This window comes from Aeromonas sp. R6-2 (assembly GCF_040908155.1).
Lineage (GTDB): Bacteria > Pseudomonadota > Gammaproteobacteria > Enterobacterales > Aeromonadaceae > Aeromonas > Aeromonas schubertii.
On sequence record NZ_JBFODE010000032.1, the window covers coordinates 48,064 to 67,909 of the forward strand.

Annotated in this window: 14 protein-coding genes, 1 tRNA gene and 1 pseudogene; 6 read left to right on the plus strand and 10 right to left on the minus strand. The window is 62.5% G+C overall.

From position 1 onward, the window contains the following. Positions 1 to 7: 7 nt before the first annotated feature. From AB5Y48_RS07080 to uvrB, 3 genes are read right to left on the minus strand one after another with little or no spacing between them, the layout of a single operon-like run. Entirely contained in the window at positions 8 to 712 is a 705-nt protein-coding gene (locus tag AB5Y48_RS07080; protein WP_082177918.1) for an ABC transporter substrate-binding protein, read from the minus strand. Beyond that, positions 709 to 951: a YkvA family protein gene (locus AB5Y48_RS07085; RefSeq protein WP_368164073.1), complete on the minus strand. Its 243-nt coding sequence runs from the start codon at positions 949 to 951 to the stop codon at positions 709 to 711. Before AB5Y48_RS07085 ends, AB5Y48_RS07080 begins: the two co-directional genes overlap by 4 nt. After that, entirely contained in the window at positions 948 to 2,945 is a 1,998-nt protein-coding gene (gene uvrB / locus AB5Y48_RS07090) for an excinuclease ABC subunit UvrB (RefSeq protein ID WP_368164074.1), read from the minus strand. Before uvrB ends, AB5Y48_RS07085 begins: the two co-directional genes overlap by 4 nt. A 156-nt stretch (positions 2,946 to 3,101) precedes the next feature. Here uvrB and AB5Y48_RS07095 point away from each other — a divergent pair. Further along, positions 3,102 to 3,177, plus strand: a tRNA-Asn gene (locus AB5Y48_RS07095). Positions 3,178 to 3,931: 754 nt separating this feature from the next. Here AB5Y48_RS07095 and AB5Y48_RS07100 read toward each other — a convergent pair. Continuing rightward, the gene (locus AB5Y48_RS07100; protein WP_050665603.1) at positions 3,932 to 5,302 is read right to left on the minus strand and encodes a DEAD/DEAH box helicase; all 1,371 of its coding nucleotides are present in this window, start codon (positions 5,300 to 5,302) and stop codon (positions 3,932 to 3,934) included. A 219-nt stretch (positions 5,303 to 5,521) separates the two neighbouring features. On the opposite strand from AB5Y48_RS07100, the gene AB5Y48_RS07105 reads away from it, so the two are divergent. Both AB5Y48_RS07105 and AB5Y48_RS07110 read left to right on the plus strand, forming a co-directional pair. After that, a complete protein-coding gene (locus tag AB5Y48_RS07105) occupies positions 5,522 to 5,863 on the plus strand; it encodes a substrate-binding periplasmic protein (protein ID WP_368164075.1) in 342 nt (113 codons plus the stop codon). 150 nt (positions 5,864 to 6,013) lie between these two features. Beyond that, positions 6,014 to 6,256 (plus strand): hypothetical protein, encoded by a 243-nt coding sequence (locus AB5Y48_RS07110; RefSeq protein WP_368164076.1) that lies wholly within the window; start codon positions 6,014 to 6,016, stop codon positions 6,254 to 6,256. Positions 6,257 to 6,258: 2 nt separating this feature from the next. Here the strand turns inward: AB5Y48_RS07110 and aroC are convergent, their stop codons facing one another. Both aroC and prmB read right to left on the minus strand, forming a co-directional pair. Then, positions 6,259 to 7,347: a chorismate synthase gene (gene aroC, locus AB5Y48_RS07115; RefSeq protein WP_368164077.1), complete on the minus strand. Its 1,089-nt coding sequence runs from the start codon at positions 7,345 to 7,347 to the stop codon at positions 6,259 to 6,261. Between the two features lie 12 nt (positions 7,348 to 7,359). Next, a complete protein-coding gene (gene prmB / locus AB5Y48_RS07120; protein WP_050665600.1) occupies positions 7,360 to 8,295 on the minus strand; it encodes a 50S ribosomal protein L3 N(5)-glutamine methyltransferase in 936 nt (311 codons plus the stop codon). A 66-nt stretch (positions 8,296 to 8,361) separates the two neighbouring features. On the opposite strand from prmB, the gene smrB reads away from it, so the two are divergent. After that, a complete protein-coding gene (gene smrB / locus AB5Y48_RS07125; RefSeq protein WP_050665599.1) occupies positions 8,362 to 8,886 on the plus strand; it encodes an endonuclease SmrB in 525 nt (174 codons plus the stop codon). 61 nt (positions 8,887 to 8,947) lie between these two features. Beyond that, positions 8,948 to 10,232: pseudogene (locus AB5Y48_RS07130) on the plus strand (diguanylate cyclase). Between the two features lie 3 nt (positions 10,233 to 10,235). Here AB5Y48_RS07130 and AB5Y48_RS07135 read toward each other — a convergent pair. The 4 genes from AB5Y48_RS07135 to AB5Y48_RS07150 all read right to left on the minus strand — a co-directional run bounded on the left by AB5Y48_RS07135 (position 10,236) and on the right by AB5Y48_RS07150 (position 17,519). Then, the gene (locus tag AB5Y48_RS07135) at positions 10,236 to 10,715 is read right to left on the minus strand and encodes a cupin domain-containing protein (protein ID WP_050665597.1); all 480 of its coding nucleotides are present in this window, start codon (positions 10,713 to 10,715) and stop codon (positions 10,236 to 10,238) included. Between the two features lie 94 nt (positions 10,716 to 10,809). After that, complete coding sequence (locus AB5Y48_RS07140; protein WP_368164078.1) at positions 10,810 to 12,867, minus strand: prolyl oligopeptidase family protein; 2,058 nt, start codon at positions 12,865 to 12,867, stop codon at positions 10,810 to 10,812. 148 nt (positions 12,868 to 13,015) lie between these two features. Beyond that, positions 13,016 to 14,200, minus strand: coding sequence for a methyltransferase (locus tag AB5Y48_RS07145; protein WP_368164079.1), 1,185 nt, complete (start codon positions 14,198 to 14,200; stop codon positions 13,016 to 13,018). A 106-nt stretch (positions 14,201 to 14,306) separates the two neighbouring features. Next, positions 14,307 to 17,519, minus strand: coding sequence for an ExeM/NucH family extracellular endonuclease (locus tag AB5Y48_RS07150; RefSeq protein ID WP_368164080.1), 3,213 nt, complete (start codon positions 17,517 to 17,519; stop codon positions 14,307 to 14,309). A 313-nt stretch (positions 17,520 to 17,832) separates the two neighbouring features. Between AB5Y48_RS07150 and AB5Y48_RS07155 the strand changes: the two genes are divergently transcribed. After that, positions 17,833 to 19,518, plus strand: coding sequence for an aspartate:alanine antiporter (locus tag AB5Y48_RS07155; protein WP_050665594.1), 1,686 nt, complete (start codon positions 17,833 to 17,835; stop codon positions 19,516 to 19,518). Positions 19,519 to 19,846 lie beyond the last annotated feature (328 nt).

Sequence of the window (19,846 nt, forward strand, 5' to 3'; positions counted from 1 at the left end):
CTCACGCCTAGTTACCGAGATAACGCTCCTGCAGGCGATAGTAGTCTCCGCTACGCCTGAGCCGCTCCAGCCCCTTGTTGAAGTCATCTCGCTCCCCCTTGTCGCGAAACAGGATGCGATAGTGCAGGGTCGGAAAGAGAAAATGCACTGCCAACCCCTCTCCCACGACCCCCTTGCGCTGCAGGTAGCGCAGGATATTGATATCGACCACCACCACATCGAGCCGTCCCTTCTCCAGCATGCGCAGGCTATCCTCCAGGCGCCCCCGCTCCTGATAGCTGGCCATCTTCTTGACCACGCCGGCAAACGAGGCCCCGAGCAGACCCCTGGCATGTTGAAAGGCGTGCACCCGCATCCCCGCCAACTGTTCCAGGCTCCCCAGCGCCAGGGCGTTCGACTTGAGGGTCACGGCCACATTCTCATAGGTGATATGGGGCAGGGAGTAAAAGCCTGCCGACTTTCGCTCGGTGGTGGCATAGGCATCGACCCGTCCCGCCAGGTAGAGGCGCTCGGCGCGGCCATAGGGGACAAACAGGGGCTGGAGTTGATGGCCAGAGCCCTCCAGCGCCCCTTTCACGATGTCGAGCTCGAGGCCGCTTGGGGGATCGCCCTCGATAAAGAAGGGGGGCATGGACTCCCCCACCGCAATGGCCAGAGGATGAGCCTGAGCCAGGGTGGTGCAAAACACCCACAGCCCCAAGAGTCGTCTCATTCGCTCTCCCCTATGGCCTGCCTCACATCGAGCGGTAGCAGTCGCTCCCACCCCCAGAGAAAGAGCAGTACCAGGGTGGCATCATCACACCAGCCCAGCAGTGGAATGACATCGAGCAGCAGATCCCAGGGGGAGATCAGATACAGAAACAGTAGCACCGCCAGCCCCTTGCACCAGAGCGGCGTGGCCGGATGACGCAAGCCACGCCACAGACGGCGCAGCAAGCTCAGACGCTTCATTCGATCAGCTCCGCGCGCAGGCGCGCCACCTGATCACGCAGAGCTGCCGCCTGTTCAAACTCGAGGTTTCTGGCGTGCTCGAACATCTGCTCCTCAAGGCGCTTGATCTCGCGGGCCAGCTCGGCGGCGCTGCGGGGCCGATGCTCAGGCTCGGGCTCGGCCACCCGACGGGTGCGGCGATCGCGCAGCTCGCCCCCGGTGTCCATCATATCGACGATCTTCTTGTTGAGCCCCTTGGGCACAATGCCGTGCTGGATGTTGTAGTCATGCTGCAGGGCGCGCCGTCGCTCGGTCTCCTCGATGGCCACCCGCATCGACTCTGTGATGGTGTCGCCATAGAGGATCACCTTGCCATTCACGTTACGCGCCGCCCGCCCTATGGTCTGGATAAGGGAGCGAGTGGAGCGCAGGAAGCCCTCCTTGTCTGCATCGAGGATCGCCACCAGAGAGACTTCCGGCATGTCGAGCCCCTCGCGCAGCAGGTTGATCCCCACCACCACGTCAAACTTGCCCAGACGCAGGTCGCGGATGATCTCCACCCGCTCCACCGTGTCGATGTCCGAGTGCAGATAACGCACCCTGACGTCGTGATCGGCAAGGTACTCGGTCAGGTCCTCAGCCATCTTCTTGGTCAGGGTGGTGACCAGCACCCGCTCGTCCACCGCCACCCGCTTGCGAATTTCCGACAGCAGATCGTCCACCTGGGTGCCGACCGGGCGCACCTCGAGCTCGGGGTCGAGCAGGCCGGTGGGTCGCACCACCTGCTGCACCACCTCGTCGGCGGATTTGCCGAGCTCATAAGGACCCGGAGTCGCCGAGACAAACACGGTCTGGGGCATCAGGGCCTCGAACTCGTCGAACTTGAGGGGGCGGTTATCCAGCGCCGAAGGCAGCCGGAAGCCATACTCCACCAGGGTCTCCTTGCGCGAGCGGTCTCCCTTGTACATGGCGCCTATCTGGGGCACGGTGACGTGGGACTCGTCGATGATGAGCAGCCCATCCCCCGGCAGGTAGTCAAACAGGGTCGGCGGCGGCTCGCCGGGGGCGCGGCCCGACAGGTAGCGGCTGTAGTTTTCGATCCCCGAGCAGTAGCCAAGCTCCTGCATCATCTCGATGTCAAACTGGGTGCGCTGGCTGATACGCTGCTCCTCGAGCAGCTTGTTCATGGAAATCAGCGTGCTCTTGCGCTCACGCAGCTCCTCTTTGATCTTGTCGATGGCACCGAGGATGGTCTCACGCGGGGTGGCATAGTGAGTCTTGGGGTAGACGGTCCAGCGCGCCACCGTCTGCTCGACGGCACCGGTCAGGGGATCAAACAGGCTGATGCGCTCTATCTCGTCATCAAACAGCTCGACCCGCACCGCCTGCTTGTCCGACTCGGCCGGGAAGATGTCGATCACCTCCCCGCGCACCCGGAAGGTGCCGCGGGCGAAGGCCATCTCGTTACGGGCGTATTGCAACTCGGCGAGCCGGCGCAGCATGTCACGCTGGTTGATGGTGTCACCGACTCTCAGGTGCAGCATCATCTGCAGGTAGGCCTGGGGATCCCCCAAGCCATAAATGGCCGACACCGAGGCGACGATCACCACGTCGCGCCGCTCCAGCAGCGCCTTGGTGGCCGACAGGCGCATCTGCTCGATGTGATCGTTGATGCTGGCATCCTTCTCGATGAAGGTGTCGGTCGAGGGGACGTAGGCCTCGGGCTGGTAGTAGTCGTAGTAGGAGACGAAGTACTCCACCGCGTTATCGGGGAAGAACTCCTTCATCTCCCCGTAGAGCTGGGCCGCCAGGGTCTTGTTGGGGGCCAGGATCATGGTGGGGCGCCCCAGGGTCGCGATCACGTTGGCCATGGTGAAGGTCTTGCCCGAGCCGGTCACCCCGAGCAGGGTCTGATGGGCCAGGCCGCTCTCTATCCCGTCGAGCAAGCGGGCGATGGCCCCAGGCTGATCCCCCGAGGGCTGGAACTGGCTACAGAGGGAGAAGGTCTTGCTCATGGGCACTCCGCGATGACGATACGACGCAACAGTCTACCGCCAACCGCCCCCCTGTGCCTATGGGGGCAAGGAGAGCCTGGCTAACTGAGTCCTGCCGTGATGCAGCGCTTGACCCGAGAGGACCCGTTCTGTAATATCTGCCTCCCTGCTATTTATTCCCCCGTAGTTCAGTCGGTAGAACGGCGGACTGTTAATCCGTATGTCACTGGTTCGAGTCCAGTCGGGGGAGCCACCTCTCTTTCACCATTCCGGTGCAACTTATCCACTTCGGTGTCTCGATATCATCGAAATAATGCACATGTGCACAATCGTGCCATCACGCCCCTTTTTATCCCGTTTCGCTTCCTTCAGTATTTTCCTCTGCTGTTCATAAGTCTTTGTTTATTAAAGCAAGTTTTTTTGTGCGTTATTTTTTGAACAGGCCTGAAAAGCCAGTGTTCATGCGGGGTTCAGGCAGATTTTCAATTTTCATAAACAGGGTTATCCACAGTTTCTGTGGGTAACTGGCGCGAGCCCTGATCCCGTGCGGGTTGCCCCCTTCCCCTCCCGAAAATCATCGTTTGAAACCGAAAAAACGATTTCCTGCTACCCCTCCCCATGTGTGAGTGAGATCACAACATGGCTGGGCGAGCCACAGGAGGCCACCTCGCGAAAAACGAGCAAGAAATCGCCAACTGATGCACTCCTCATGGATCAGCATTTTTATCTGACTAACCCCCATTAAAATGAGAAACACAGCAGAAAATAAACCCCTCCCTCCCCCCTCGGCCAGAGCCGGCCAGGTTGCGCCTTTTTTCTGTCATGAAGAGCTGATACAGAGGAAAATGCTGGTCCGTCCCCATGAGACACAGTGCGAGACAGGGCGTAGTCTCATCAGCCCCAGCAGGCAAGATCCCCCCCGATTTCTCTGACCACCAGCCCCATGAGTGGCCATCAACAAAAAGGCCACCCGAAGGTGGCCTCTCACAATAGCGTCACACGAACCGTCAGGCCTGCGCCGGACGCGGTCCACGGGGGCGGCGACGACGAGCCGGCTTGGCGGCACGGCTCTCGCCGTCGGCAGCACGGGCCTGGGGCTTGCCGGCGGATTGCGGGCGGGCACCGTTGGCCGCCTTGGGTTGGCCTTGGGGAGCACGGCGCGGCTGACGCTGCTCGTGCGGCTCACGGGGCTCCTTGCGCGGCGGCTGGCCGATCCCCCTGGCAATGGCATCCAGGGTCTCGCGGGAGGGCTCAAAGCCGGCCACGGCCTGTTTGTCGATGGTCTGCTTGATGAGACGCTCGATCCCCTTGATGAGCTTGCCTTCGTCGGCACTCACCAGGGAGATGGCATGACCGGCGGCACCGGCACGACCGGTACGACCGATACGGTGCACATAGTCTTCCGCCACATTCGGCAGCTCGTAGTTGACCACCTGGGGCAGCTTGTCGATGTCGAGGCCTCGGGCCGCGATGTCGGTGGCCACCAGCACCCGCAGGGTGCCCTCCTTGAAACCGGCGAGGGCGCGGGTACGGGCCCCCTGGCTCTTGTTGCCGTGGATGGCGGCGGCAGTCACCCCTTCCTTCTCCAGCTTCTCGGCCACGCGGTTGGCGATGTGCTTGGTGCGGGTGAAGACCAGCACCTGCTGCCAGTCGTTGGCCTTGACCAGGTGGGTCAGCAGGGGGATCTTGTTGCCCTTGTCGACCGGGTGCACCAGCTGCTCGATACGCTCGGCGGTGCTGTTGCGCGGGGTCACCTCCACCACGGCCGGCTCGTGCAGCAGGCCGGTGGCCAGCTCGCGGATCTCGTCGGCGAAGGTGGCGGAGAAGAGCAGGTTCTGACGCTTCTTGGGCAGCAGGGCCAGGATCTTGCGGATATCGCGGATAAAGCCCATGTCCAGCATGCGGTCCGCTTCGTCCAGCACCAGGATCTCCAGCTCGTCGAACTTGACGGCGTTCTGGTTGTAGAGATCGAGCAGTCGGCCAGGGCAGGCCACCAGCACGTCCAGACCACGGCGCATGGCCATCATCTGCGGATTAATGCTGACGCCGCCGAAGACCACGTGGCTGCGCATGGGCAGGTACTTGCCGTACTCACGCACACTCTCGCCCACCTGGGCGGCCAGCTCGCGGGTCGGAGCCAGCACCAGGGCTCGCACCTGGTTGGGGGAGACGCGGCGCTTACTCTCGGAGAGGCGCTGCAGCATGGGCAGGGTAAAGCCGGCGGTCTTGCCGGTACCGGTCTGGGCGGCAGCCATCAGATCGCGCCCCTCGAGCACGACCGGGATGGCCTTCTGCTGGATCGGGGAGGGAGTGTCATAGCCTTGATCGGCCACGGCACGCAGCAGCGGAGCGCACAGGCCCAGGGAGTCAAATTGCATGGAGTTCCTTGATGGAGACGACACGGCAGTCGGGTCGGCTTCTCTGCGGGGCACGACCGGCCGGATCGGGAGAGTGTTCGATTGCCGCCAGGATGCAGAGCTGATGGGGCATGAAGGAGGGGCAGTGTAACGATTTTGAACTCCCGTGACGAGGGAAAAATAGCGCCGAGGCCATTGCCCTATACTTTTTCCATCACGGGATAACACAATGAGACCATTATGAGACTGAGCATCACCCTCTTGCTGCTCCTGCTCCTCCCCTGTGGCTGGGCCGCCCCCCTCAAGATCGGCTGGTCACACTGGCCCCCGTACCAATATCAAGATAACAAACAGCAGCTCACGGGGATCGATATCGAGTTGACCCGCTCCGTGCTGGAAGAGCTTGGCAGAGAGTATCGCTTCGTCAACATGCCATGGGCCCGTTCGCTCCATGCCCTGCAGTATGCCGAAATAGATGTGGCCATGGGGGCCCGCTATCTGCCCGAGCGGCCCGACTCTTTGACTGCAGCAAATCCTATCGCTACAGCGAGCTCGTGCTCCTGCTGCACCACGAAGATCTGAAGAGATGGCGCTCTTTGACCGATGGTCCACGAGTCTGCCAACAGGCAGGGATGAGCGGCGCCAGGCTGAGAGGGGTGACGATATTTGGTGAGGCCCCCTGCCCCGCTCTGGATGGCTTCAGACAAGAGAACAGTGACGAGAAGTTATTGCATGCTGCTCTCACGGCGGGTCGACGCCATTGTAATAGAGCGGCACAACGCAGCGTCCCTGCTCAGCGAACGCCCAGAGCAACGGGACCAGCTCCACTGCCAGCTGCTGCTCGAGCGCACACCGGTCCATCTTATTTTTACCAAGGGGAAAATGGGCGAAGAAGCCCTTGCACAGATCAACCGTCTCATCGAGGAGATAAGGGAGGAAGATGAGACCTCCTCCCTCTGCTCTCTCGACGAGTGAACTCAGCGCAGCTGCGGGGTGCCGGTGTGCACCCCGAGATTCTGTGCCCGGTGGCGCAGCAGATGATCCATCAGAACCAGGGCCAGCATGGCCTCGGCGATGGGCACGGCGCGAATGCCGACGCACGGGTCGTGGCGGCCGCGGGTGATCATCTCGGTCGCCTCTCCGTCGGTGGTGATGGTCTTGCCCGGCACAGTGATGCTGGAGGTGGGCTTGAGCGCCATGCTCACCACTATCTCCTGCCCCGAGGAGATGCCACCCAGAACGCCACCGGCGTGGTTGCTGGCAAAGCCTTGTGGCCCCATCTCGTCGCGATGCCGGGATCCCTTCTGCTCCACTACCGCGAAGCCGTCACCGATCTCGACCCCCTTGACGGCGTTGATCCCCATCATGGCGTGGGCGATGTCCGCATCGAGGCGATCGAATACCGGCTCACCGAGCCCCACCGGGACGTTGCGGGCCACCACCTGCACCTTGGCGCCTATGCTGTCCCCCTCTTTCTTGAGCGCTCGCATAAACTCGTCGAGCGCATCGAGCTTGCCCGCGTCGGGGAAGAAGAAGGGGTTCTGCTCGATTTGCGCCGCATCAAACGCCTCGGCCTTGATGGGGCCGAGCTGAGAGAGATAACCGACGATCTCGATGCCGTGCACCTGTGACAGGTACTTCTTGGCGATGGCGCCGGCCGCGACCCGCATGGCGGTCTCACGGGCCGAGGAGCGGCCACCGCCGCGATAATCGCGCAGACCGTACTTCTGGTGATAGGTGTAATCGGCGTGGCCCGGGCGGAACAAGTCCTTGATCTCGGAGTAGTCCTTGGAGCGCTGATCCGTGTTCTCGATAAGCAGCCCGATGGAGGTGCCCGTGGTCTTGCCCTCGAACACGCCGGAGAGGATCTTCACCTCATCCGGCTCACGGCGCTGCGTGGTGTAGCGCGAGGTGCCAGGCTTGCGCCGGTCGAGATCGCGCTGCAAGTCAGCCTCGGTGATCTCAAGCCCCGGCGGACAGCCATCGACGATGGCGCCGAGCGCCAGGCCATGGCTCTCGCCGAAGGTGGTCACACGAAAGAGCTGGCCAATGGTGTTCCCTGCCATGATGCGTCCTTATTAGCTCTTGTAGATGGCGAAATGTTCCTGATACTGCAGCAGCTCGGCGCGGGTCATGGCGAAGACGCCGTGGCCACCGTTCTCGAACTCCACCCAGGTGAAGGGGATCTCGGGGAACTGGGCCTCCAGGTGCACCATGCTGTTGCCCACCTCGACGATGAGCACGCCATCGTCGGTCAGGAAATCGGCCGCATTGGCGAGGATGCGCTTGGTGAGCTTGAGCCCGTCGGAGCCCGAGGCGAGCGCCAGCTCCGGCTCGTGGCGAAACTCCTCCGGCAGATCCGACATATCCTCGGCATCCACGTAGGGCGGGTTGGAGACGATGACGTCGTATTTGTCGCCAAGCGGCAGATCCCGGAACAGATCGGAGCGAATGGGGATCACCTGCTGCTCGAGGCCGTGATCGGCGATGTTGCGCTCGGCCACGTTGAGGGCATCGACACTGATGTCGATGGCGTCCACCTCGGCATCCGGGAACTCATGGGCCATGACGATGGCGATGCAACCGGAGCCGGTGCACAGATCCATGATCCGGCTCGGCTCATGCTTGAGGAAGGGGGCGAAGCGGTTGGCGATGAGCTCGGCAATGGGTGAACGGGGCACCAGTACCCGCTCGTCCACATAGAACTCCCACCCCGCATACCAGGCCTTGTTGGTCAGATAGGCGGCCGGCAGGCGCTCTTGCACCCGGCGGATGATGAGCTCGGCCACCCGGTGACGCTCACTGGTGGTGAGTCGGGAGTGACGCATCTCGGGGTCGACGTCCGGCGGCAGGTGCAGGGCGGGCAGCACCAGTTGCACGGCTTCATCCCAGGCATTGTCGGTACCGTGGCCATAAAAAATACCGGCGTCGTTGAAACGACTCATGGCCCAGCGCAACATGTCCTGGATGGTGTGCATCTCGGCAACCACCTCGTCGATAAAGATCTTGTCCAAAACCACCTCCAAGTCGAGTAATATCCGGCCCAGATTGTTAACCAGAGCCAAAAGACGAGCACACTAATGAAGAAGACGCCGCCGCTAACCGACGATGAACGCCAGTTGTTTCGCGATGCGGTCAAGGGTACCCGTCAAATCAGGCAAGATACCATAAGTGCCGACTTCAAGCCGGTCAAGCAGAAACGCCAGCTACGCCTCGAGCGCGAAAACCTGGGGCTTGAACACCATTTCAGCGACGAGTTTCACCCCCATCTGGAGAGCGACGGCCCCATGCGTTTCGTGCGCGCCGACGTCTCCCGCTTCGAACTCAAGAAGCTGCGCCGCGGCGACTATCCACCGGAGATCCTGCTGGACGTGCACGGCATGAGCCAGACCCAGGCCAAGGCGGAGCTCTCGGCGCTGCTGTCGGCTTGTGAGCGGGACAATTTGCACGTGGCCTGCGTCATGCACGGGATCGGCAAGCACATCCTCAAACAGCGCATCCCCGCCTGGCTGGCCCAGCACCCCAGGGTGCGCGCCTTCCATCAGGCACCGCGTGAATGGGGCGGCGACAGCGCCCTGTTGGTTCTGCTCGACGTGGAGGAGTAATCGGGCAGACGCGCCCTTGCCCTCGCTATACTGGGATTACTCAGGAAAGAGAGGGACCGCCATGTTTGCACTGGGTTCTCACGCAGAGATCAAGTCATCACTCGATGCCATCGGGACCGCCGTGGCCCTCTTCGAACTCGATGGCCAGGGCAAGTTTCTGCTGGTTTCGGCCAACGACACCTTTATTCAAGAATTTGATGTGGAGATGGCGCAAGCGCAGGGACAACCCCTGAGCCACCTCTTTCCCCGCTACATGCTGACCCAGATTGAGGCCCCGATGCAGGAGTGCGTCGAGCAACAACGCGGCCTCGAGAGTGAGATAGCCATCGATCATATGGCACGCACCCACTGGTGGCGCCTCATCATCTCCCCCATCATTCCCCTTCAGGGCCGTATCGAGCGGGTGCTGGTCACCGCCATCGATATCACCGGCAAAAAGCAGCTGGAAGAGGCTCTGCTGATGAGCCGCCAACGGTTTGAGGCGGTCGTCAATTCGGCCTATGACGGCATTCTCAGCGTCAATAGCGAAACCCGCATCGAGCTCATTAATACGGCGGCCTGCGAGATGTTCGGGGTGGGGCAGGATGTGATCGGCAAGCGTCTCGATACCCTGATGCCCCAGCGCTTTCGCAGCCACCATGACACCTACTTTCACGCCTTCAGCAACTCCCCCATCAACTCCCGCCCCATGCATGCCAGGGCCTCTGTGGTAGGGCTGCGCCGGGATGGTAGCGAATTCCCTCTCGAGGTGACCATCGCCAAGATCAACCTGGGGCACACCACAGAGATGACGGCCATCATGCGTGACATCTCTGAGCGGGCCAAGCTGGTCGAAGAGCTGAAAGTCGCGGCGACCACGGATCCACTGACCGGTGTCGTCAATCGCCGCCGCTTCAACGAACAGGTCAACATGGAGCTCAATCGGGCACAGCGCTTCAAGCATCCCCTCTCTCTGCTGTTGCTCGATATCGACCACTTCAAGCTGATCAACGACACCCATGGCCACCAGCTGGGCGATGTGGCACTCATCAGCCTGGTGACGCGGCTTCAGGAGCAGTTGCGAGAGGTCGATCTGCTGGGGCGCTGGGGGGGGTGAGGAGTTTATCATCCTGCTTCCCGAGACGACGCTGGAGCTCGCCATGGCCACCGCCGAGCGGCTGCGGATCGCCGTCGAGTCCAGGCCTCACTCCTTGACTGCCGAGCTGGCCATCCCCATGACCATCAGCATCGGCGTCAGCGCCTACCACGATCAAGGAGATTACGCCGACAAGATGCTGACCCGTGCCGATACCGCCCTCTATATGGCCAAGCGACAAGGGCGCAACCGCAGCCAGGAGGAGCAATAACCGTTACTTGCGACCGGCGGCCGGCTCGTCGATATCGGCCATGTTGACCAAATTCCAGGGCAGGCCGGAGTGGCGAAAGAGTCGCTGCTGCTTGTCGGGGTAGTCGCATACATCGCTCCCCAGACGGGCCCCCATCACCAGGCAGCGCAGCACCCCCTCCCCGCAGTTACGCAGGTTATGAGCCAGGCCCCCGGCGCGATAACCGATGAAGTCCCCGGCCCCCACATGCACCCGCTCGTCGCCGATGCGCGCCTCTCCTTCCCCCTCGAGGATGAAGACGGCCTCATCTTCCATATGGTGACGGTGATACTCCGAGGTGAGGGCTCCCGGAGCCAGCTCCACCAGATGGATCCCGAGCGTGGTCAACCCGGTCAGATCGCCCAGTGACTTGTTCACCCGCCTGGCCTCGGGGTTGAGGAAGTGGGTCTTGCGGATCCCCTCCAAGCGCGTGAGATCTTCGCTCGATATCAGATAACGCTCCATCTTCTCGCCCTCCTTGTGGTCCCTCCCTGAGTATATCCAGCCCGACAGGCGATGAGGGCCGCAATAAGAAGGCCGGTCAGTGACCGGCCCGGGTTTACGCTGTCGCGAGCCTCGTCACGCCCATGTTCCAGAGGATAAAACTCTGCACATCGGCGGCCTGATCCACCTGCATCGACACCGGCATACCGGCGCCGTGGCCGGCGTTGACGTCGATACGGATAAGCTGGGGCGATGCACCACCATCCTTGGCCTGCAGCTCGGCGGCAAACTTGAACGAGTGGGCGGGGACGACTCTGTCGTCATGATCGGCGGTGGTGATGAGTGTGGCCGGATGGTTCACCCCGGCGCGCACATTGTGCAGGGGAGAGTAACCCTTGAGGTAGGCAAACATCTCCGGGCTCTGCTCGGCAGTGCCATAGTCATAGGCCCAGCCGGCTCCGGCGGTGAAGGTGTGGTAGCGCAGCATGTCGAGCACCCCGACCGCCGGCACCGCGACCCGGAACAGGTCCGGACGCTGGGTCAGTGCCGCCCCGACCAACAGGCCCCCGTTGGAGCCACCGCGAATGGCCAGGGTATCGGGCGTGGCATAACCCTTGGTGATCAACGTCTCGGCCGCGGCGATAAAGTCATCGAACACATTCTGTTTGCGGGTCTGGATCCCGCCCTCGTGCCAGGCCTTGCCATACTCCCCGCCGCCACGCAGGTTGGCCACCGCATAGACGCCCCCCATCTCCATCCAGACCGCAATGGCGACACTGAAGGCGGGGGTGAGGCTGACGTTGAAGCCGCCATAGCCGTAGAGAATGGTCGGAGCCTTTCCATCGAGTTTGAGCCCCTTGCGATGGCTGATGATCATGGGCACCCGGGTGCCGTCTTTGGAGCGGTAGAACACCTGAGTCGAGAGATAGTCATCGGGGTTGAATCGGGTAGCCGGGCGGCGGTGGAGTGTCGACAAACCAGTGGCAAGGTCGACGCGATAGATGCTGGTCGGAGTCACCATGTTGGTGAAGCTGTAGTAGAGCGCCGTCTCTCCCCGCTTGCCCTCAAACCCCTCCACCGAGCCAGGTCCCGGCAGACTCACGTCACGGATCCAATGACCCTGATAGTCGAACTGCTCGACCCGGGAGATGGCATCGCACAGATAATGGGCAAACAGATACCCGCCGCCACAGGTGACGCTCAGCACCTGCTCCCGCTCTGCAATGAGATCGCGCCACGCCGCCGGCGACGGGTTGCTCGCCTCGGCCACCACCAGACGGTAGTTGGGGGCATTGAGGTTGGTCAGCAGAAACAGGCGATCGCCGTCGCTGCCCACCAGATGGGTATCGGCCTCCAGGCTCGCCTGTATCGTCACCAGCGGCGCATCGGGGCGATGGAGGGAGCGCAGATAGAGCCGGTTGCCCGAGGTGGCCTCGGCCGCCGAGATGAGCAGATAGCGATCGTCCTCGGTCACCTGGGCGCCCACATAGCGATGCCCCTCATCCGGGGCTGCGCCAAACACCACCCTGTCCTCCCGCTGGGGGGTACCGAGGCGGTGGAAGTAGAGCTTGTGCCGATCGGTCTTGGCCGAGAGGGCACTACCATCGGGCTTGTCATAACTCGAGTAGTAGAAACCCTCGCTGCCGAACCAGCTGATGGCACTGAACTTGACGTCGCTCAGGGGGTCGTCAACCGGTGCTCGGGTGCGGGTGTCGATGATCCGCACGGTGCGCCAGTCGCTGCCGCCTCTTGATACCGAGTAGGCGAGCAGCCGCCCGTCGCGGGAGAAGCCGAGCTCCCCCAGTGAGCTGGTGCCATCCTGACTGAAGCCATTGGGATCGAGGAAGATCTCTTCCCCCGACTCCCCTTGCCGATAGAGCACAGACTGGTTCTGCAAGCCGTCGTTTTTAAAGCAATAGCCCACCCCCCCTTCGCTGAAGGGGGCTCCCTCGCGGGGGTAGTTCCAGGCGCTGGCCAACCGCTCGCGCAGGGCCGAGCGATAGGGGATCCGGGCCAGATAGTCGAAGGTCACGGCGTTTTGCGCCGCCACCCAGGCAGCGGTCTCGGGGCTGCGGTCATCCTCGAGCCAGCGATAGGGATCCGGCACGCTCGTGCCAAAATGGGTGTCACGCTCCTCGCCTTGGCGAGTGTGGGGATACGAGATGGCGGTCATGGCTCTTCCTGAGTGGTTCTTGGGGCGCCCGGTCGTGGCCACAGGGACGGGATCCTTGTCCCACCGGGGCGTCAGTGCATCCTTTCAAGGGAGTTCGAGCCTAACAAAGGAGAGGACTCGCGCCAACTCCTCAACCGGGGTCGAAATATCAGGGGCGTACGGCGCGGATCAGTATGTTGCGGGGCGTCAGGGGACGCTCGCAAAACTCGCCGATCTCGACCCTATACCCCTCCTCTTCGAGTCGCAGGGCGCGATCGAGCACCAACCACAGCTCGATGGGACGACGAAACAGGTGACGCACCAGCTCCATGCGAAGGACCTGGGCGGAGCGCTCACGCCCCACGGCCAGCCAGTGCTCCTCGTCGATCCAATCCGGCAGGGTCACGCCGCGCAGCTCGGCGGCCCAGCGGCAGAAGTCGCTGAAGCGACCGTTAAACAGGCTCTTCTGGGTATTGGGAACCGGCAGGTAGGCATCACACCCCCGCACGCAACGCTGCAGGCTGTCGAAGGCCAGACGCCACACCACCTCCTGCTCGCGCAGGCGCCGTACCCGGGCACCGGCGGTGACCGTCTCCTGCAGGGGCAGACGCAGATCCGATTTCCCCAGGCGCAGGGCACTCCCCTGCCCCGCCCGACTGAGCGGCCGATAGTGATCGCCGCGGATCAGATGATAACAGCAAGGGGAGAGGGTCAGCCCGCGCGCCTGCCGGCTCGCCACCTGCTCGATAAGGGTGGTGTGCAACTCGCCACAGGCATGCAGGGCCATGGCGTGATGCTCCGCCTGGATCAGGTCGGCGGCCTGGGCCGTGAAGGCATCCCCCTGGACAAAGCGCTGACGGGCGCCATCGCGCTCGGCCAGGTGGCGCCCCTCCTCGCACAGGGCGGCCTGCCACTCCAGGCTGGTGACCGCTTGTTGCCGGGTAAGCGAGACCAGACGTCCCAGGTGTCCCTTGCCGGCACACCACTCCAGCCAGGGCCCCTCATGGGGTGGCAGGGCGCCACTGAAGGCGAGGATCTGCGACCACTTGCGCCCCGGCGTATGACGGGCCAGGAAGGGATCCACCTCCGGGGGCACCCCCACCAGGGGGGAGAGACGGGCCAGGGCATGCAGCTCGTGCCCCTGGGGGATCCAGGGGGCGAGAAAGTCGCACAGGGCATCTCCCTCGGCATCCAGGCGTTGCACCGCCTCATCGTCCATGGCGAGCAGGGCCGCCGCCAGCTCGGGAGCCTCATCGGCAAAGCAGAGACGGGTGTGGTGATAGGGTTGGGTCTGCCACCAGGAGGCGGTGGCGGTAAGCAGGGCGTCGAGACGCGCAAAACGTTGGGCGAGCAAGGGGGCGTATCCGGTCGGGAGTGATCGCGGCCATTCTAGCGATCGGCCATCAAAATGCACCCGAAAGGAGGAAAAAAAGGGAGCGCCGCAGCGCCCCCTCATGCTCTTACCAGAAAGGCCACCAGGATTTGTCGTTATCTTCGATGGTGATACGGGTGGCAGCTGGGCTGCCAGCCTTGGCACCCCGCACCTGGGCAAGCCTGGCGGTGAAGGTCTCGGCCCTCTCGACGAACCAGTCGTCGATCACCAGCACCCGCACCGTCTTGACGCCGCCCTCACCCGGGGCCCAGTGCACAGTGCTGCTGCCCCAGGGCAGGTAGTCGAGCAGCCAGCTGGCCGAGCCAGAGGCAAAGCTCACCTTGGCCTGCGCACTCTTGGAGAGATCGCCACTGCGTGCAACCGGGATCTCGACGAACCACTGTCCCTCACGGGTCGTCAGCTCGCTCGCCCCCATCTGCACGGTGGCCACCGCGGCCACATCGCTCAGGGTGGCACGGGTCACCCTGGTCTCGCCCAACACGGCGCCGCTGGCATCGGTGAGCTCGACCGTGAAGGTCTCGTCCCCTTCGCTCAGGGCATCCGGATAGGTGGGCACCACCAGGGTCTTGCTACCCGACTCCCCGTCGGCCCAGCTGAGGGTCCCGTTGGTCAGGGCCAGATCCTCGGCCCCGGCCGTACCCGGCACCACGCGCCAGTTGACACTGGCTTCACCGAAGCTGCCATCACGGCGGGTCACACTCAGACTCAGGCTGTCGCCCTCCTTCACCACGGCCTCGCCCTGCTCCAGGCTCAGGGTGCCACGAGGCGGCTCGGGATAGGTGATGGCGATAAGCAGCGGATCGTGATCCGAGGCGCTGAAGGGATTGTCGGACTTGGCCAGCTTGCCGCTGTACTTGACCCCGTACTCGAACAGGTTGCTCTCGGTGGAGTTGATGTGCCAATCCTCCACCCCGGTCACCTTGGTGGCCAGGCTGGCATTGGCCAGGGCGTGGTCCAGGTTGCCAAGCTCCCCCTCATAGCTGTAGGAGAAGGTGTCGCTACCGTGGAAACGGGTGTTGAGGTTGACCAGACCCGCGCCTTGCGAGATAGGCTCCCCTTGCACCTGATAGTCGTTGCCACCCAGAAGGGTGTGAGAGGCGGTGACGATGGGTCTCGGGGTGTTGGCCGGATCGTAGTCGGTCAGGGCACGGATGGGATCTTCCATGCCATAGGCGTTCATGTCGCCAATGAGCAGCAGATCGCCACTTTCACCCTTGAGTCGCTCACCCAGCACCCGGGCGGCCGAGACGCGCAGGGCGTTGCAGTGACCCTGTTGATCGAGAGGATCGGCGCTGGCGTAGTCCGGATAGTCCTCAAAACAGGCCGAGCCCTTGGACTTGAGGTGGTTGACCACCAGGGTGAGCGGCACATCACCCTTGGGCGAGGTGAAGCGCTGCAACAAGGACTCGCGCATCCCCTGCTTGATGCTGACCGTCTTGCCGCTGGCGTCCACCGCATCGGCCACCTGCTGGGGCATCTCGATAAGCTCGGCCCCCCCCGAGAGCGACACCCGGGCCGGACGATAGAGCAGGCCGACCGTGATGGCATCGCTGCCGATGGGTTGCCCGTCGGGGGAGCTCACGAAGCGGTAGTGCTGCTCGCCCGGCAGACCGGCGTTGAGGGCATCGACCAGGTTGGCGATGGCCGAGTTGGGGCCGTAGCCGTTGTTCTCTATCTCCATCAGCCCCACCACATCCGCGTTGAGGCGGGTGATGGCGTTGACGATCTTGGCGCGCTGCAACTCGAACTCAGGCAGCGTCAGGGCACCACGGTTGGAGCCGGTGGGGTTGGCGTCGCCGCCGACCACGGTCGTGAAGAAGTTGAGCACGTTGAAGCTCGCCACCCGCAGATCGCCAGCCTGAGCCAGCTCGGGGGTCTCGACCCGATCCCAACCGGTATGATCCACCTGGTCCGGGGTGATGGTGTTGTCTGCCACCAGACGAAACAGGTTGTAGGAGAAGCCGAGCGCCCCCTCGAGGCCGCTTAGCTTGTCGCCAACGCGCAGGTAACCGGTCTCGGGGTGGAAGGCGGGATACCAGGGGAGCACGCCATCCGGCGCCTTGGCATCAGTCTCCACCACCAGCTGGTTGGCAAGGTTGCGTGCCTGCCAGTCACTGGCTTCCTGGCTCATGGCCGGGAACTTCTGGGTCGACTTGATGAGCGGAGCCCCGTAGGCGAGGGCCAGGTTGTTGCGCTTGCCGTCGTAGTCAAATCCGAAGTTGCGGGTCACCACCAGGTTGCTCTCGGGCATCAGGCGAACCCGCATCCCCTCGTGACGCTCGAGCAGGGAGGCGAGCGTCTCGCCCGGCTCGGCAACAAGGGGGGTGGCGGCAATCGGGGTGGCCGGGGTGGGGCTCACCGCCCACTGGTCGGCGCTGAGCTGGGTCTGGTTGAAGTACTCCCTGACCTTGCCCGAGACGCACACCTCGGCGCCCACCCCAATGGCCGGGTCGCTCTTGGTGGTGTAGACGAAGATCCCGTCCGAGGTGGCCGGATCCCCGTCCCCTTGCGCATCTTGCAGGAAGAAGCCCTTGTAGAGGCCGCCCACCACCTGGGTCACCACGCCGCGGGTAGCGGTGACACCATCGGCTTCAAACTTGCCGGCCGGCACCAGGGGGCTGGTCGTGCCACTGCCCTGAATGGCTGGGATCGGGGTGAGGTTGTCCACCGGGCAGACGAAGGTGACCGGAGGCGGCACATCGGAGCAGGCCCCCTCCCTGCTGCAGCCGAGGCCGCTGGCATCATCCTTGGGGTAGGCGACAAATTCTGCGGCGGGATCGAAGGACGCGCTGGCATCCACCCGTCCCTGATTCACCGTCGCCTTGCGACGCAGGGTCTGATCGAGGGTGCTGACACTGCCCGACACCCAGGCCGTGCCCGGATCGACACCGACCTGCCCGACGCTGTCGACCACCTCGCTGCCACGCCAGAGCACCAGGGCATCGTCCCCGTTGAAGTTCAGCGAACTGCTCTTGATGGTGGCCTTGGCCTGGATCTCGGCGTTCGCACTGCTGTGTGCCAGCACCAACGAGGCGCCGGGAGCCAGCGTGCCTTGCAGCGAGAGCGTGGAGGTGGGGGTCTTGTCGATGGCCAGACCGTTGGCATAGAGGGCGAGTCGGTAGTCGGCCAGTTCAACCGGTGCCGATCCCAGGTTGCTTATCTCGACCGCCTTGTTATTGCTGCTCCCTTCCAGATACTCGGTGATGAGCAACCCGGCATGGGCCTGACCGGCCAATGCCAAGGCCACCGCCGAGGCGAGCAGTGTGTACCTTCCTGACATGCTTGTTTCCTTATTGTTTGTGATTTTATTCCGTACTCTCCCACCCGGGATCACCACGCTGGTGTGCAACAGGCGGTGAGGCGGGAGGCGCACCCTAACAGCCACCCGAGACTCGGGCGGCCAGATTGTCGCATCTTCCTGCCCCGTCCCGAAGTGAGCCAGCGCAACATTTGCAAAACAATGTTGCCACTTGATGACACAAGTGCCTCTGTCCACCCCTTGCCACAGGACAAAACCTGGCCTGCGGCTTCTTTGTTGGTCTGCTTCAGGGCATACTGTTCCCCCCTTGCAACTTTCCTCGGTTACACCGGGCATGACCATTGATTTTGTGACCCTGCTTCATCAAAGCGACTCCCTGCTGCTGTTTGTGGTGCTGGCCTTCGGCCTGCTACTGGGCAAGGTGAGGATCGGTACCTTCCAGATCGGCAACACCATAGGCGTGCTGTTCACTGCCCTGCTGTTCGGCCAGATGGGATTTCACTTCACCACCTCGACCGAAAACGTCGGCTTTATGCTCTTCATCTTCTGCGTCGGCATAGAGGCAGGCCCCCATTTTTTCAGCGTTTTCCTGCGCGATGGCATCCACTACATCAGTCTGACCCTGGTGATCCTGCTCTCGGCCCTGCTGCTGACGGTGGGGCTGGCCAAAGTCTTTAATCTGGGCCCAGGCCTGGCTGCCGGCATACTGGCAGGCTCTCTCACCTCGACCCCGGCTCTGGTGGGGGCACAGGATGCCCTGCGCAGCGGCTTGCTCAACCTGCCTCATCAGACCGACATGCAGGCCGTGCTCGACAACATGGGCATCGGCTACGCCCTCACCTACCTGGTGGGGCTGGTGGGCCTCATGGTGGTGGTGCGCTACCTGCCGGCCCTGGCCCGGCTCGATCTCTCCACCGAGGCACAGAAGATAGCCCGTGAGCGGGGCCTGTCGGACAACGAGAATCGCAAGACCTATCTCCCTATCATTCGCGCCTACCGGGTCGGCCCCGAGCTTGCCGCCTGGATGGGGGGGCGCACCCTGCGCGAGACCGGCATCTACCCCCATACCGGCTGTTACGTGGAGCGGATCCGCCGCAACGGCATCCTGGCCAGCCCCGACGGGGACGCGGTGATCCAGGAGGGAGACGAGATCGCCCTGGTGGGGTACCCCACCAGCCACGAGAAGCTGGATGTGAACTATCGCAACGGCAAAGAGGTCTTCGACAAGGATCTGCTGGACCTGCAGATCGTCACCGAAGAGATAGTGGTCAAGAACGATGCCATCGTCGGGCGCCATCTGGCCGAGCTCAACCTGACCGAGAAGGGGTGCTTTCTCAACCGCATCGTCCGCTCCCAGATAGAGATGCCCTTTGATCGCAACATCATGCTGCAAAAAGGCGACGTGCTGCAGATAAGTGGCGAGAAGCAGAGGGTGAAGCAGCTGGCGGGCAAGATAGGCTTTATCAGCATCCACAGCCAGACCACGGACCTGGTCGCCTTCACCACCTTCTTCGTGCTGGGGCTGCTGATCGGCTCCGTCTCTCTGGTCTTCGGTCAGATCGAGTTTGGGCTCGGTAACGCGGTAGGTCTGCTGCTGGCCGGCATTCTGATGGGTTATCTCAGAGCCAACCACCCCACCGTGGGTTATGTGCCACCGGGCGCCCTGCGCCTGGCCAAGGATCTGGGTCTTGCGGTCTTCATGGTGAGTACGGGACTCAAGGCCGGGGGGGGCATTCTCGATCACCTGAGCGAGGTGGGGGCCGTTGTGCTCTTCTCCGGCATGGTGGTCACCGCCCTGCCCGTGCTTATCGGTTATCTGTTTGGTGTCTGGGTATTGAAGATGAACCCGGCACTGCTGCTCGGTGCCATCACAGGGGCTCGAACCTGTGCACCGGCCATGGACGTGGTCAACGAGGCGGCCAACAGCTCGATCCCCGCCCTCGGCTATGCGGGAACCTATGCGGTGGCCAACGTCATGCTTACCCTCGCCGGTTCATTTATTATCAGTTTCTGGCTTTAATATTTGATATCTATCAGCCCCCGCTCAGGGGGCTATTTTTTTGTCTATTTTCACTCTCACATAAATAACCACTGGACCAGTGGGATTATATATCTTCCCTCCAATCTCAACGATATTGCATAGTTAGACCGGGCCAACGGAGATAAGTCGGTTTAATATCTCTGCTATTCAGATATCTATGCAGTTCATCAGGGTGTAACACGATGAAACACAAAGAGAGCTTTGTTGAGGCTAATTTACGCACGATTAAAAACAATTTACTCACAGTCGGTTAACCACGCAGTTACCACATGTCAATAGCAACATCCGTCAACTGTAATTATTAGCG